This window comes from Acidovorax sp. BL-A-41-H1 (genome assembly GCF_051942715.1).
Genome location: NZ_JBPVJQ010000003.1, coordinates 1,590,903 through 1,605,617 on the forward strand (window position 1 = coordinate 1,590,903; position 14,715 = coordinate 1,605,617).

Annotated in this window: 14 protein-coding genes; 7 read left to right on the forward strand and 7 right to left on the reverse strand. The window is 65.2% G+C overall.

Going from position 1 to position 14,715, the window contains the following annotated elements:
- Positions 1 to 49 precede the first annotated feature (49 nt).
- A complete protein-coding gene (locus ACTPOI_RS08090) occupies positions 50 to 412 on the forward strand; it encodes a hypothetical protein (protein WP_440108079.1) in 363 nt (120 codons plus the stop codon).
- A 110-nt stretch (positions 413 to 522) separates the two neighbouring features.
- Positions 523 to 1,962, forward strand: a complete 1,440-nt coding sequence (locus ACTPOI_RS08095) for a coniferyl aldehyde dehydrogenase (RefSeq protein WP_440108080.1) — start codon at positions 523 to 525, stop codon at positions 1,960 to 1,962.
- On the opposite strand, the gene ACTPOI_RS08100 is transcribed toward ACTPOI_RS08095, so the two are convergent.
- Positions 1,934 to 3,823, reverse strand: coding sequence for an ATP-binding response regulator (locus tag ACTPOI_RS08100; RefSeq protein WP_440108081.1), 1,890 nt, complete (start codon positions 3,821 to 3,823; stop codon positions 1,934 to 1,936). The genes ACTPOI_RS08095 and ACTPOI_RS08100 overlap by 29 nt on opposite strands.
- A complete protein-coding gene (locus tag ACTPOI_RS08105) occupies positions 3,810 to 4,454 on the reverse strand; it encodes a response regulator (protein ID WP_440108082.1) in 645 nt (214 codons plus the stop codon). The genes ACTPOI_RS08100 and ACTPOI_RS08105 overlap by 14 nt, the downstream gene beginning before the upstream one ends.
- Before the next feature lie 171 nt (positions 4,455 to 4,625).
- Between ACTPOI_RS08105 and ACTPOI_RS08110 the strand changes: the two genes are divergently transcribed.
- The 3 genes from ACTPOI_RS08110 (at position 4,626) to ACTPOI_RS08120 (ending at position 7,341) form a co-directional block, all read left to right on the forward strand.
- Entirely contained in the window at positions 4,626 to 5,285 is a 660-nt protein-coding gene (locus tag ACTPOI_RS08110; protein WP_440108083.1) for a hypothetical protein, read from the forward strand.
- A gap of 360 nt (positions 5,286 to 5,645) precedes the next feature.
- Positions 5,646 to 6,164, forward strand: a complete 519-nt coding sequence (locus ACTPOI_RS08115; RefSeq protein ID WP_069105191.1) for a GNAT family N-acetyltransferase — start codon at positions 5,646 to 5,648, stop codon at positions 6,162 to 6,164.
- A 13-nt stretch (positions 6,165 to 6,177) separates the two neighbouring features.
- Positions 6,178 to 7,341: a methyltransferase gene (locus tag ACTPOI_RS08120; protein WP_440108084.1), complete on the forward strand. Its 1,164-nt coding sequence runs from the start codon at positions 6,178 to 6,180 to the stop codon at positions 7,339 to 7,341.
- Positions 7,342 to 7,586: 245 nt separating this feature from the next.
- On the opposite strand, the gene ACTPOI_RS08125 is transcribed toward ACTPOI_RS08120, so the two are convergent.
- Positions 7,587 to 8,246 (reverse strand): hypothetical protein, encoded by a 660-nt coding sequence (locus tag ACTPOI_RS08125; protein WP_440108085.1) that lies wholly within the window; start codon positions 8,244 to 8,246, stop codon positions 7,587 to 7,589.
- A gap of 16 nt (positions 8,247 to 8,262) precedes the next feature.
- Here ACTPOI_RS08125 and ACTPOI_RS08130 point away from each other — a divergent pair, with 16 nt between their 5' ends.
- Both ACTPOI_RS08130 and ACTPOI_RS08135 read left to right on the forward strand, forming a co-directional pair.
- On the forward strand, positions 8,263 to 8,511 hold the full coding sequence (locus ACTPOI_RS08130) for a hypothetical protein (RefSeq protein WP_440108086.1): 249 nt from the start codon (positions 8,263 to 8,265) through the stop codon (positions 8,509 to 8,511).
- A 12-nt stretch (positions 8,512 to 8,523) separates the two neighbouring features.
- Positions 8,524 to 9,477, forward strand: coding sequence for a tRNA dihydrouridine synthase (locus ACTPOI_RS08135; protein WP_440108087.1), 954 nt, complete (start codon positions 8,524 to 8,526; stop codon positions 9,475 to 9,477).
- 85 nt (positions 9,478 to 9,562) lie between these two features.
- Here the strand turns inward: ACTPOI_RS08135 and ACTPOI_RS08140 are convergent, their stop codons facing one another.
- The 4 genes from ACTPOI_RS08140 to ACTPOI_RS08155 form a co-directional block, all read right to left on the reverse strand.
- The gene (locus tag ACTPOI_RS08140) at positions 9,563 to 11,608 is read right to left on the reverse strand and encodes a phospholipase D-like domain-containing protein (RefSeq protein WP_440108088.1); all 2,046 of its coding nucleotides are present in this window, start codon (positions 11,606 to 11,608) and stop codon (positions 9,563 to 9,565) included.
- Between the two features lie 210 nt (positions 11,609 to 11,818).
- Positions 11,819 to 13,021 (reverse strand): ammonium transporter, encoded by a 1,203-nt coding sequence (locus ACTPOI_RS08145; RefSeq protein ID WP_440108089.1) that lies wholly within the window; start codon positions 13,019 to 13,021, stop codon positions 11,819 to 11,821.
- Positions 13,022 to 13,596: 575 nt separating this feature from the next.
- Complete coding sequence (locus ACTPOI_RS08150; protein WP_440108090.1) at positions 13,597 to 14,199, reverse strand: GspH/FimT family pseudopilin; 603 nt, start codon at positions 14,197 to 14,199, stop codon at positions 13,597 to 13,599.
- Positions 14,196 to 14,714 carry a type IV pilin protein gene (locus ACTPOI_RS08155; RefSeq protein ID WP_440108091.1) on the reverse strand — a complete coding sequence of 173 codons (519 nt, stop codon included), beginning with the start codon at positions 14,712 to 14,714 and terminating at the stop codon, positions 14,196 to 14,198. Before ACTPOI_RS08155 ends, ACTPOI_RS08150 begins: the two co-directional genes overlap by 4 nt.
- Position 14,715: the final 1 nt, after the last annotated feature.

The window sequence follows — 14,715 nt, forward strand, 5'->3', positions numbered from 1 at the left end:
CGCGGTGGCGGGCAGGCCCGCTACGCGCATGTTGAACAGGAGGTTTCGCTTGAATGACTTTGTTGCCGGGATCGCCCGGTTGCTGATGTGGCTCATCGCCGCGGCTGCCGGCCTGGTGCTGTTTGCGAGCCTTCTGCTGGCCACGCTGGTGCTGGCTGCGGCCTGGGGCCTACGGGCGGGATGGGCGCGCCTCACAGGTCGTCCGGTCAACCCGTGGGTGATGCGCATGGACCCGCGCACCGGGTTTGGAACGGTGTTCCGCTCTGCGCGCTGGTCGGCTGACGCCCAGTCTGCCCGGTCCGCCCCGGTAACGCCGGATGACGCGGGTGCCACCGCCTCGCCCTCGCGCCGCGGCGGCGTGTTGCCAGGTGTGCAAGAGGTGACGGACGTCGAGCCGCGACAGGTTCGGTAGCGCCCTTCGCAGACTCCCTACAGACCGCCCGGCTTCACAGCCTGCTGGCGGTCTTTTTGATTCGCCCTGTTGCGCCCTGCGTGTTCCGGGGCCTCTTCTATGATGCAGCCATGACACCCGCCGACATCCATTCCCATTTCGAGCTCCAGCGCCAGGCCAGCCGCGAACACGTCGATGTGCCCCTGCTGGTACGCCGCGAGCGGCTGCTGCGCATACGCAAGCTGCTGGATGAAAACGGCCCCGTGCTGGCCGCGGCTGTGCAGGCCGACTTCGGCATGCGCTCGCCGCGCCTCACGGAGGTGGCAGATTTCCTGGTACTGCGCACCCTGCTGTCGCACACCCTTAAGCATCTGGCCAGCTGGACGAGGCCGCAGAAGGTGCGCACCCCGCTGCATCTTCAGCCCGCGCAGGGCTATATCCACCGCCAGCCGCTGGGCGTGGTGGGCGTGATCTCGCCGTGGAACTACCCTGTGCAGCTGGCACTGGCGCCCGCCATCACGGCCCTGGCCGCCGGCAACCGTGTGATGCTCAAGCCCAGCGAGCTCACGCCGCACACGTCGGCCCAGCTGGCGCGGCTGGTGGCCCAGTTCTTCACGCCCGATGAGTTCTGCGTGGTGCAGGGCGACGCCAACCTGTCGGCGCTGTTTGCATCGTTGCCCTTTGACCACCTCGTGTTCACCGGCTCCACCGCCGTGGGTCGCAAGGTGGCGCAGGCGGCGGCCCAGCACCTCACACCCACCACGCTGGAGCTGGGCGGCAAGTCACCCTGCATCATCGACGGCCACTGCGACATTCAGGACGCCGCCCTGAAGATCGCTCACGGCAAGCTGCTCAATGCCGGGCAGACCTGCATTGCCCCCGACTACGTGCTGCTGCCGCGCGGGCGCGAGGCCGAGTTTGCGCAGGCCTACCGGGCGGCGGTGGCGCGGCTGTTTCCCACCATCGAGGGCAATGGCGACTACGCCTCCATCATCACGGCGCGCCACCACGCGCGGCTTCGCACCATGCTGCAGCAGGCGCAGACGCAGGGCGCCGAGGTGCAGGTGATCGACCCCACCGAAGGCAAGCCACAAGTCACCACACAAGGCACACTGGGCGACGGGGCCAGCCGCCAGATGCTGCCGGTGCTGGTGTTTGGTGCCACGTCTGGCATGCAGCTCATGCAGGAAGAAATCTTCGGCCCGGTGCTGCCGGTCATTGCCTACGAGAAGCTGGACGACGCCATTGCCCACATCAACGCCGGGCCGCGCCCGCTGGCGCTGTACTGGTTCGGCCAGAGCGAATCGGTGCGCGACGATGTACTGCGCCGCACCGTGAGCGGGGGCGTGACGGTGAACGACACGCTGATGCACATCGCACACGACAACCTCCCGTTTGGCGGTGTGGGCGACAGCGGCTGGGGTGCGTACCACGGCGAGCAGGGCTTCCTGCGGTTTTGCCACCAGAAGTCGGTGCTGGTGCAGTCGCGCTGGTCGATGGGTTCGCTGTTCTATCCGCCGTACGGCCCGCGCTTCGATCAGCTCATGGGGATGCTGCGCCGCTGGCTGTAGCTACGGGTCCGTCTTCAGCCAGGGGGGCGGGCGCGGAGTCGTATTCGTACTCCGGCAGCTGTCCGGTCATCAGCCGCACCATGGCTTCGCGCAGCTGGCCGGTGGAGACCGGCTTGTGCAGGAGGTAGGCAGAAGCGGTCTGTGCATCGCGCAGCCGCTGGGGCGATGTATCGCCCGTCATGATGATGCCCGGCACATGTGTGCCCAGATAGGCACGCAGCGCCTGCAGCACCTGCTTGCCCGTCTCTTCGTGCCGCAGGCGAAAGTCCGTGATGATGAGGTCTGGCGTGAGGTCCTCCAGGCGCTCCAGCGCATCGGTGCCCGACTCTGCCGTGATGCACTGGCAGCCCCAGCTGTGCAGCAGTGACTGCATGCCCAGTCGCACGGTTTCATCGTCATCCACGGCCAGCACCCTCAGGCCCACCAGAATGCGCGCATCCAGCGGTGTTGTGATGTGGTCGTCCAGGGCACCCTGCCAACGGTCAAGCCACAGGCGAAAAACCGAACCACGGCCGGGAATGGACCGCACTTCCACCGAGGTATGCATCTCGCGGACCAGCCTTTGCACGATGGCCAGGCCCAGGCCCAGCCCCTTGCGCCGGTCGCGTTCAGGGTTTCCGAGCTGGTGGAACTCCTTGAAGATGTCCTCCCAATGCGCTTCGGGGATGCCCGCTCCGGTGTCCCACACCTCCAGCGCCAGGCGTTTACCGCGGGTGCGGCAGGCAATCAGCAGCCCGCCGCGCGCGGTGTACCGGATGGCGTTGGAGATGAAGTTGTGCATCACCAGCCCCACGAGGGAGCGATCGGCAAAGGCAGCCGCCGACGTTTCGCGCGTGCGGTAAACCAGGCCCGCGGCATCGGCTTGCACACCGAATTCCTGCTCCAGCACGGTCAGCAGCGGCTGCACGGCAAAAGCCTCGGGCCGGACCTTGACCACGCCTGCTTCCAGCCGCGAGTAATCGAGCAGCGTCGTGAGCATCTCGGCCGCCGCACCGGATGCGGCGTGGGCGTGGCCCAGCACCGTGCGCTGGTGGTCGTTGAGCGGACTGCGCTGCAGTGATTCGAGAAACAGCCCCATGGCATGCAACGGCTGGCGCAGGTCGTGGCTGGCTGCGGCCAGAAAACGCGACTTGTCGCGGTCGGCACGCTCTGCAGCCTGCTGCGCGGCCAGCGCACGGTGTGATTCGGCCCGCAGCTCGGTCACCAGGCGGTTGTTCTCCAGCATGAGCGCGATGCTGCGCCGCGTGGCGCGGTCTGCCGTACCCGCCTGCATGCAGGTCAGGGCGTAATACACGCCAGTCAGGAACAGCGCGGGCCACATCGCGGGGCCTCCGGCCAGCGCGATCGACAGCATCACGCCGCCGATGGCGCAACTCAGGTACGCCATGTAGGCGCGGTACAGCGGCGCACCCAGCCCCAGCGCGCCCGACGACACGGTACTGATGATGCCGATGGCATAGACCACGCTGTCGGCGGTGCCCCAGTACAGCACCACATAGCCCAGGCTGCCCCAGCTGATGCCCATGAGCGCCATGCAGGCCACCAGCTTGGCCGCTGCGCGCGCGGGCGGGTCGGTAAGGGGCGAGATGCCACGCACGGAAAGGTACACACCGCACACCACTGCAGCATGGGCGATGAGCCATAGGGTGACCATGTCCGTGTCGGCCACGCGTGCCATCACCCACAGCGTGCCGAACGCCGTGGCGAGCGAGGCCAGCAGCGTCATCGGGAAGTTCTGCCGCAGCAGGGTCACCTGCTCGCGCAGCACCTCGTCGGGTTCGCGCCCGGGCCAGCTCCAGCGCGTGCCGGAGCCAGTCGCGGGAGTCGCGGGCGCCGCGGGGGCAGGTTCAGGTGGCGTCATGGAACTGCGGAGTGCACAGCCCCATGCGCTGTGCCGTCAGCAGCGCTGCGCTGCGGCTGTTTACGCCCAGCTGGGCAAAGATGGCGGCCACATGCACACGCACGGTGTTCTCGCTCAGACCCAGGTCGCGCGCAATCACCTTGTTGGGCTTGCCGGTGCACAGCAGTTCCAGCACATCAAGCTGGCGCGCCGTGAGCGTCGGCGTACCGGCAGGCCGAGCGGTACCGGCACTGGCCGCGCCCCCGAGCGGAACGGGAAAGCACGGCTGCCCTGCCAGCGCCAGCGTGATGGCGTTCAGGATGTCATCCCCGCTGGCGGACTTGAACAGGAAGCCGTCTGCGCCGCGCAACCAGGCCTCATGCACCGCATCGGGCGCCACGCTGGCCGACACCAGCACGATGCGCGCTCTGGGGCAGTGCTGGCGGAGCAGGCGCAGGCCATCGAGGCCGCTCATGCCGGGCATCTGGATATCCAGCAGCACCAGGTCAATGTCTGCGCGCGACTGCGCGCAGGCGTCTGCTACCGAGCCTGCTTCCGCGATGGCGGCCACCTCGGGGTGGTCCTCCACGATCAGGCGCAGTCCGGTGCGAAACAGGGTGTGGTCATCCACAAGCAGAAGACGGGCAGGCATACAGCAAGTATTGCGCACAAACCGCTGTTGCCCACTAGTCCATTTGTGCGATGGACGCCCGCCAGGCCGCTTTCTAGACTTTGTCCAGGCATTGCGAAACGTGTCCCTGCACAAACGGCAATGCACCCGCCCAGCGTCGCCACCCCAGCCCTGCTTTCAAAGGTTCATCCCATGTCGGTCAATGCCCTGGTCCATGCCTGCACGCCATCGTCGATCGAAACGCCGCCGCCCCATCGCGCCGAGCGGCGGGGCATGGTGGCTGGTGGCCAGCCGCATTGCCCTACCGGCGTGGGCGGCACCACGGTGGCAGGTCTTCTGGAGCTGCACTGCGCCCCGGCACTGCGCGCACCGCACCTGGCCCATGCGCCCGCTGTGGTGGTCGAGCGGCTGGATGCACAGGCGGGCACCTGGCAGATGTCGCTGGACGAGGGACGCAGCTGGAGGCCTGTGCGCACCGACCTCGTCAACCGTCCGGGCAACATGGGCCTGGCCCTGGACCGCACGGCGCGGCTGCGCGTGCTGCCGTTCAGCGGCCACCGCGTGCCGGGGGTGCGGCTGTCGCTGCATGCCGTGCAGCGCAGCCACGGGGCTGAAAGCGGCAGCTACCGGGCTTACTCCTGCGAGGAGCGCGACGAGCATGAAGAGGGCTCGGCCACCATTGCCCTCGTGCTGACGATGGGCGCCATCAATGGGACCCCACCTGCCGTGCATGTGCCGCGCCCGCGCAACAAGCGGGCGCTGGTCAAGCACGCTGCGCTGGCTGCAGCGGCTGCCACATCGGCCGCCGCAGGGCAGGGTGGTGCGGGTACAGCCCAGGGGGCTGCTGCATAGCCCGGTGCGGTCTGCGCTGATGTGGCCTTGGTCCGCCCACTGTGTTGGGTTGGGCGGCGCAGCGTCAAGGCCGCTGCGGTAGCCATGGCGTCATGTGCGTTGGGGTGCAGGTCTTCTGATTTTCCGGGCTTTTCCGCCACATCCTGATAGTCATCTGTGCACGGCAGCAGCCCCGGACGCATTGCGCGTGCGCGGACCTGCACGGGCGGCAGGCACAAGCCGTGAGCGGTGTGGCGCGCGCCCAGTGCTACGACTGCGACTGCGGGCCCCGGGGGCCGTCGCCAGAGGGGGCAAAAACCGTTTGCGGCGACAATGCCGGTCCTTTCGTTTTTTCATTCCCCGTTTTCGTTCGGTTTTCCCATGTCCAGTATCCAGGTTCGTCCCGCTACGCTTCGCGATGCCAAAGCCATCGCCCAGATCCACACCGTCTCTGCCCAAGAGGTTTACAAGGGGCTGGTGCCAGACGAGCAGCTGAAATCCATGTCGGTTGAAAAGCGCCAGGCTTACTGGCGCGAAGCCATTGAATATTGCGAGCCCCAGGTCCAGGTGGCCGTGGACGGCGAGAAGATCGTCGGCTTTGTGGGCTACGACCGCTCGCGCGATGAAAAGTCCCGCCCCACCACGGGTGAGATCTGGGCCATCTATGCCGCTCCCACGCACTGGAGCCAGGGCGTAGGCCTGGCCCTGTGGGACGCCGCCCGCGACGGCCTTCAGGAAGAAGGCTGTACCAACGTGACCGCCTGGGTGCCGCTGCGCAACGAGCGCGCCATCCGTTTCCACGAGCTCGCCGGCTTCAAGCGCGAGCTTTCCACGGCCAAGACGGCCGTGGTGGGTGGCGTGAAGATCGAAGAAGTGCGCCTGAAGCGCCCCATCAACTAACCCGGTATTGCACATGATCGAATGGAGCCATCAGGGCCAGAATCGACAAGCCCTGTGGCGCTCCGAAAGCGGCGCACCGGCACCTCGCCGCATTGTGGTGGCGGATGACACGCTGGCGGCGGACACCGCCTTCCGCATGGCCTGTGAAGGCACGGGCCTGCTCTGGCAGGGCGACTTCCAGAACGCCCGCATGCTGGTGCAGGCGCTGATGCGCCGCATCGACACACGCGGCAGCAAGCCGCGCAAGGCAGCCGCCGCCAAGGCGGCACAAAAGGCCGCTGCGGCCACACCTGCCGAGACATTCCACCTGCACCGGCAGGCGCAGTCGCAGCGCGCCCGCGTGCTGGCGTCGGTGCTGATTCCGCTCGATGGCGACTACGGCATTGCCTTGCGGCGCGCGCCCGACCTGCGCCAGGCCTGCACCGAGGCGTGGGGCCCTGCCGATGGCAAGCCTTCTGTGGCCACGCTGCGCGAGCTGCTGGGCCTGGTGGGCGCGCACGAGTGGCGCAAGAAGGGTGTGGAAGTGCCTGCCCTGGGGGAAGCGCCGAACAACCGCATCCACCCGTACTACGGCGTCTTCTCGCCTGTGCGCGGCGAGTATGTGGACCTGGTGGCGGCCACGCCCCTGCCCGCCAGCACGCTGGCGTTTGACATCGGTGCGGGCACCGGCGTGCTATCTGCGGTGCTGGCCCGCCGCGGCGTTCAGCGTGTGGTGGCTACCGAGCTGGACCCGCGCGCGCTGGCGTGCGCCCGTGAGAATTTGCAGCGCCTTGGCGTGGCAGCCAAGGTCGAAGTGGTGCAGGCTGACCTGTTCCCGGATGGCCGTGCTCCGCTGGTGGTGTGCAACCCGCCCTGGGTGCCTGCACGTGCCAGCTCGCCCATCGAGCGTGCCGTGTACGACGAAGGCAGTGCCATGCTGCGCGGGTTCCTGTCGGGTCTGGCTGCCCATCTCGAACCAGGCGGTGAAGGCTGGCTGATCCTGTCGGACTTGGCCGAGCACCTGGGACTGCGTCCGCGTGCGCAGTTGCTCGAATGGATTGCCGGGGCGGGGCTGGTGGTTCTGGGCCGCCAGGATGTGAAGCCCCGCCATGGCAAGACGGTCGATGTGACGGATGCGCTCCACGCTGCGCGTGCGGTCGAAGTCACCTCGCTGTGGCGCCTGGCCGCTGCTACCTAGGGAGCCTCTGCACGCATCAGCGCACCGTGCCCATGCGGTCATGGTCGGTCTGCTGCGCAAGCAAATACTCGCAATGGCTGGGCTACCGCTGCGTTTTGCGCCATGCAGCCCATCCCGATACGCAGCGCTCTTTCACCGCCTGATTCGTGCACAGCGTCCCTGGCCGCCCTGCGTGGCCAGGCGCACCGACGTCACGCTCGTCCCGCATATGTACGTGCATTGATTGACGTGTTTGCTGCGCAACGTCATGCCACCAGGCTGGCAGGCAGCGTATTGATGACGCCCCCTGTGTGGTCCTGTACCCGCGGGTGTCTGGCCGCCGCTGCAGCCCGCTGGCGCAGTGACGGCTGCTCGGTGCGGGGAAGCAACTGGTCCAGCCGCTCGCGCAGTGTGGCGGCGCGTTCGGCACCGGCAGCCATCGCCACTTCTTCAAACATCGCCTCTCCCACATCCACCATGCTGGTGGCGTCGCGGGCCGCGCGCAGTGCGTTGCGGAAGTGCTCTGCCAGCACCGGATCGCGGCGTGCAAACAGGCGCTCGCAGGTGTCAAACAGGTACATGCGCGCGCCTGCCAGTGACCGAAGCGTTGGGTCGGGTTGTCCGGGGCTGAGCACCATCTCGGCCGCTTGTGGCATGGCTGTGACGCCCGGCAGGCCCTGCTGCATGGCTGCATGGCCCGCTGGTGCGGTGAAAGGGTGGTCGGCCTGATGGATGGCCGGTTTGCTCAGGTAGCCTTGGTCCACGAGCTGCTCGACCATCTGGGCACCCAGGCCGTGGTACATGGCTTGCAGGTCATGCAGGGGCTTGCCATCGGCCAGCAAGAGCAGGGATCGCTCGCGCAGGCTCAGGGTGCGAACCCCGGGCGAGAGTTCGAGTCGTGCTTTTTCGGTGCGTTGCAGCAGCATGGCGGTTCCTGGGCAGATGCAGCCTGCCATTGCAATGCCTTGCCATGACGCCGTGATGACCGGCTGCAGCACAATACCCGGCTGGGCCGCAGCCATCGCTGCTGACCGATATGCCCTGCGCGAATTTGCTATCAAAATAATAGCAATGGAGGCAATAAATCAGAGGGATACAGCCGGTTTTTATCAAATTCTGGCTGTAAACGGACTTTTTGCCGGTGGTGGTGTGCCTGGCGCTGTCACGGTGCCCCACACCTGCTTGTTCTGACGGATTGAACCCATGAGCCTGCTGCTGGCCCCGATGGAGGGGCTTCTGGATTTTGTGCTGCGCGACGTGCTCACCCGCGTGGGCGGGGTAGACCGCTGCGTTTCGGAGTTCATCCGCATCACCGGCACGTTGCTGCCCGACAAGGTGTTTCTGCGCTACCTGCCCGAGCTGCGCAACGGCAGCCGCACGCTGGCTGGCGTGCCGGTGCGTGCACAGCTGCTCGGCTCGGACCCGGTCTGCATGGCAGAAAACGCAGCCCGCCTGGCGGCGCTGGGCCCGGAGGGGATCGACCTGAACTTCGGCTGCCCGGCCAAGGTGGTCAACCGGCATGGCGGCGGCGCTGCACTGCTGCAGGAGCCCGAGCGCATTGCCGCGGTGGTGGCAGCAGTTCGGCGCGCCGTGCCAGCGCACCTGCCGGTGTCCGCCAAGATGCGGCTGGGTTACAACGACCACGGCCTGATGCGTGAGTGCGCACAGGCCATGGAATCGGGCGGCGCAGCAGAGCTGGTGGTGCACGCGCGCACCAAGGCCGATGGCTACCGACCCCCTGCGTATTGGGAGCACATCCCTGCCATCCGCGCTGCGGTGCGCATACCGGTGGTGGCCAACGGCGAGATATGGACGGTGGCCGATGCGCTGCGTTGCCGGGCCGTATCGGGCTGCGATGCGCTGATGCTGGGCCGGGGCATGGTGGCCGACCCGGGCCTGGCCCTGGCGATCCGCGCCGCGGATGCAGGGCGTCGCGATGAGGTCACGGTCGTGTGGAACGACCTGCTCCCGTACATCGCCGCGTTCTGGCAACTGGTGTGCGACGACCTGGAACCGCGCCAGCGGGCAGGGCGCCTCAAGCAGTGGCTGAATTTGCTGCGGCGCCGTTTCCCCGAAGCCGAGCAGGCTTACCAGGAAGTGCGCACGCTCACGGACCAGCGGGTCATCAGCGCCTGGGTGGCAGCCCGGCAGGCCTGATTGCAGGGGCAGGGCTGAGCCTGTGGGGCCGCAGTGCCCGGTCGCGGTGCGCCCGGGTTCTGCAGCGTTTGCGGTGGGCGGCAGGCTACAGAAGGTGATCGGGTGCCAGCGGTCCAAGCAGCATCAGCATCAACCTAAGGGGCATGCTGGCATCGGGCTCGGTGATCGCATCCTCGCGTCCGCTACCTTCGGGCGCCCGCCATACCAGCCGGTTTCCTGTGGGGTCCAGCTCGACCCGCCAGGCGGCTGTTTTCAGCGCAGCCTCGATCTGGCTTGTGGCGCGGGCAGAAAGGCTTTGGCTGCGGATGAGCAAGGCGATCTCTGTGTTTTGCCGCTGCGAGCGGATGTCAAGGTTCATCGAACCCACGGCCAAAAGCCTGCCGTCCAGCACCAGCAGCTTTGAATGCAGCATGGCCCGGGATGCACCGGGCCCACCGTCTTCATCAGCAGCCTTGGACCTGCCTGCGCTGCCGCCCATGCTGCCGGTGGATCCGAGGCTGCCGCGCAATTCCGCTGGCAACTCGCTGCGCATTTCGAACAGTTCCACGCCCATCGCAAGCAAATCGGGTCTGTGGCGCGCGTAACCTGCATGGGCAATGGGCGCATCGTTGGATGCGAGCGAATTGGTCAGCACCCGCACCCGCACCCCCCGGGCGCGGGCGTCTGCGAACGCCTGTTTCATGTCCAAGCCAGGCACAAAGTAGGGCGACACTATGAGCACATCGCGCCGCGCGTGCCCCATCAGCTGCAACAGGCCGTCCACGACGGTCTCGCCGTCCTGTCCTTGTTCCGGCGACCCCGCGTTGGCCGGTGGCTGGGTTTCGTGGGCTTTCACGGAGCTGCGTTGCAGAAGGCGTCTGGCCGGAGCAGGCAGCGCGGTTTGTGATGGGCTGACCACTGCCTTGGACGGCGGCTCGATGGCCGTAGTGGCCGTCGGAGCGGCCTGCACAGCTACTGTGCTAGCCGCCGCCGCGCCCGGGGGCGGCAACGTAGTCTCTCTGGAGGGCGCTCCATCCGGGCGGCCACCTTCTGCCATGCTGCCCTCGGCTTGGCCGCTAGTGGCAGCTGCATCGGCAAGGTATGAGCCTGCACCAGTGTTATCAGTCGGAATCTTTGCGGGTTTGTCCGCCAGCACCGCGGCCGCCGCCCATGTGAAGCCGGCCTGTGCAAGTTGCATGGGTTGCTGGTCCCACACGCGGGCGCGTTGCCGGGCAGCGGCATCCGGTGCATCGGTGGGGGCAGGCGTCGCCGCCGCCGGAACTGGCGTGCCTGCCGCCGCTCCACGCTGCGAAGGGCTGGCCCCTTGATGCTCGCCGGTATCGCGCGGCGCCAGTTGTGCCCGCATGGCGTCAAGCTCCTGCTTTGTGACCAGCGTCTGCACAGGGTAGGCACGCTCGTTGTTCCAGTAGCTGTCAAAGCTGCGCGAAAGCTCCTGCACTATCGGGCCCGCGGCGAGAACATCCAGGTCCACGAAGTTGCCCGTTTCGGCGTGCCCAAAATACGCATCCCCCAGATTTCGGCCTCCCGTCACCCCCATCGCGTTGTCCGCAATGAACAGTTTGTTGTGCATGCGCTGCTGCACCCGCGAAAAGTCTGTCACCAGGTTCAGCATGCGCCCCAGCTGCGACGCGCGTGCACCTGTGAGGGGGTTGAACATGCGCATTTCTATATTGGGAACAAACGCAAGGCGCATCACCTGGGCATCGCGACCCGTGGTGTGAAAGTCGTCGAGCAGCACGCGCACGCGCACGCCGCGCCGTGCGGCTTCTACCACGCTGAGCAACAGCCGCTCGGTGCTGGTGTCGGCATGAATGGCGTAGTACTGGATGTCGAGGGTGCGCTGAGCGGCATTGACCAGTGCCAACCTGCTGCCGTAGGCCGCCTGCGGGCCGTTCAGCAACAGAAAGCCCGAAGCATTCCTTGCTCCGTCGGCTGCGCGCCGTTCTATGACGAGCTGTCCGAGCGCAGTGTCGGCAGGCGAAGCCATGGCCACTGATACGGGCCGATGGACGTCCTTGGGCAACCCGGCACAGCCTGTGATCAGCCCCGCCGCGATCATGGCCGCCAGTGCGAGCCAGCCATAACGGGCGGCCGAGGCGAGGAGTGTGTGGGAAGCGGTGCGCGCAAGCATGGCGCGATTGTGACCGTGCTTGCACAGGGTTACTGTCGGACGCAGAGCCGTCGAGCCCTGCTTGAGGTGACGGCCCGCTGGCACAGTGCGCAAGCAAAGCCGCTTATCGTGACTGTCTGGCCTGTTTGCGCTGCCTGGTAGGGAGCATGGCCCTTGCAGTGCGGCGAGGTGCCCATACAGATGCACCCGCCACCCGTGCGGCGCCCGTCCTTACCAGTTCACTTCACGATCTGGCGTCGCACTGATCCTGTGTACCGAAAGATCAGCACCGTCGAACTCTTCTTCCTGCGTAAGCCGCAAGCCCACCGTGTACTTGAGCAGGCCGTAGACGAGGAGACCGCCAAAACCTGCCCACAGCACGCCGAGCGAAGTGCCGATGAGCTGCGCCGGGAAGCTCACCCCGCCGAGCCCTCCCAACGCTTTGCTCCCGAAAATGCCTGCCGCCAGGCCACCCCAGGTACCGCACAGGCCATGCAGTGGCCAAACGCCCAATACATCGTCAATCTTCCAGCGGTTTTGCGTCAGGGTGAACGTCACCACAAAGATCGCGCCTGCGACCGCACCCACTAGCAACGCGCCGAGCGGGTGCATCAGATCAGACCCTGCGCATACGGCCACCAGCCCAGCCAGGGGGCCGTTGTGCACAAACCCGGGGTCGTTCTTGCCAAAAACCAGTGCTGCCAAGGTGCCGCCGACCATGGCCATCAGCGAATTGACGGCTACCAGCCCGGACATCTTGTCGACCGTCTGCGCGCTCATGACGTTGAAGCCGAACCATCCCACGACCAGGATCCAGGCGCCGAGTGCCAGAAAGGGAATGTTTGACGGAGGGTGGGCAGAAATCGCCCCATCCTTGCGGTAACGATTGGCCCGTGATCCAAGCAGAATCACAGCGGGGAGCGCTATCCAGCCGCCCATCGCATGCACGACGACCGAGCCCGCAAAGTCATGGAACTCCTCCCCTGTGAGTGCCTTGATCCAGGCCTGTACGCCAAAGTGCTGGTTCCAAGCGATGCCCTCGAAGAACGGGTACACAAACCCCACGATCACGGCCGTGGCCATCAGCTGCGGCCAGAACTTTGCGCGCTCGGCAATACCGCCCGAAACAATGGCTGGAATGGCGGCTGCGAATGTGAGAAGGAAGAAAAACTTGACCAGCGCGTAGCCGTTTTGTTGCACCAGTGATTCGGCACTGATGAAGAAGTGGGTGCCATACGCGACGCTGTACCCCACCGCGAAGTAGACGATCGTGGAGACCGAGAAGTCCACAAGGATCTTGACCAGGGCGTTGACCTGGTTTTTCTTGCGCACGGTGCCCAGTTCAAGAAACGCGAACCCAGCGTGCATTGCAAGCACCATGATGGCGCCTAAAAGTATGAAAAGGGCGTTTGTGCCCTGATTGGGTGCGTCCATGCCTGTCCTCGAGTGCTTTTTGGTGATGCTATTGGTGCTGCATGTTCAGGCAGACCGCTTTTGCACCGATGTGAAGCAAATAACAGGCCAACAAAGCACCAAGTTAGCGTTGGTCGACCCATGTTTGTGCGCGGTCATTACCAATCTCTGCCAACGGGGCTGTCAACACTTGAGAGCGGTGAGGATGTGCCTACTGACGCTTAGCGGTGTTGCGGACGGTGGCGCAATTGGTTTGCGTCAAGGATCCTCCGCACCACTCAAGCGGCGTTCGAGCACTGTCGACCGGGATAGGCAGCAAGGCGCAAAACGCAACCATAGCCCAGCTGTGGCGAGTATTTTTTTCGCGGCTGACCGCCCCCGGCCGCAGATGAAAACAGCGCGCTGATTAGCTCAACGCGGCTCTAAAGTCCCGTGCAGGGAGTTCGCAGTGGCGCTGCTCCTGAGCGCCGTAAAGTGTGAAGCAGCTTGTCTCCACTGCGGATCAGTCGACTCAACATCTCGCGTGTGAGATGCAGATCAAGATTCACACTGCGCCACGGCAGCTGTGCAAAGTTGGATGTTTGCAAAAAGTACTGTCAATCAGCGGTTGTTGCGGAGCAGGATGTATCCGATGAAGAGGTTGGGCGGCAAGACCGGGCTCGCCCGGTGCGTGCAACTACCACCCGCCGGGTTTCAGTGGCGGCTTGGGCCGCCGGCACATCATTTCGCGCGATCGACAAGGTCAGGTTCGGTACGCCTGGGGTGGTGCCATAGCTCTTTGCGTACCCCGAGTTATCAAACATGATGTATGGGGATGTTGATAGTGCTGCGTTACCTGTACCGGTAATGCTTAGATAGCTTGCGATGGCGCCCTGTTCCAGCACCGTAGTGTCGGAGGCTGCAGAGTAACTGTTACTCCTGTCGCGATCTACAAAGACCACCCAGCCGGCACTCCAGTCATTCCCGTTTGCCGTAGGAACCACGAACGCGTTCATGCCAGTCTTCATCGCCTCGGCACGCGCCGCGTTTGTTGCAGAAATCAACGAATTTGTCACCGAGGTTAGTTCGGAATTTCGTTGAAATCCAATGAAGCTGGGCGCCGCTACCGCCATCAGCACTGCTGCAATCGCGATAGTTACCACCAACTCAATGAGGGTGAAACCAGTCTGCGACTGGCTCGGAAATGGAGGCGCAATCATGGCCAGCAAAGCTTTTTGTTCGTCGTCGCAGCCGTGCCAGAGCAGTCCTTAGCCCCGGTACTGGTAAGAGACAGTGTGCCTACTACCGTATCTGTTCGACGGGGAATTGCTGTAACTCGAACACAGTCTGCAATGGAGAGCGTTCCGCTTGCCCCATCGCTGCAAGTGCCCGCCTCAAGCAAGTAGTGCGCGCCCACAAAAGTGTCTCCCGAAAAGGCTTTCATCGGCACGGCTCCCGGAGTGACTCCTCCACATGCAGTGGATGGGGACGGAGCCGACGCTGTTGGGATTCCGGTTGAGGTGTTTGTCGTGAAACCGATGTAGCAATTTCGTTGGGTCTTGTACCGTTCCTGTTGCTGCATGAGTTCTGTTAAAGCGGTCCGGGCCGTTGCGCGCCGTCCCTTTAAGACAGCATCCGTGTACAGCGGATAGGCGACCGCACCCAAGATCCCGATGATGGCTGCGGTAATCATGAGCTCAATCAGAGTGAACCCTCTGGAATAAGAGTTTCGCATG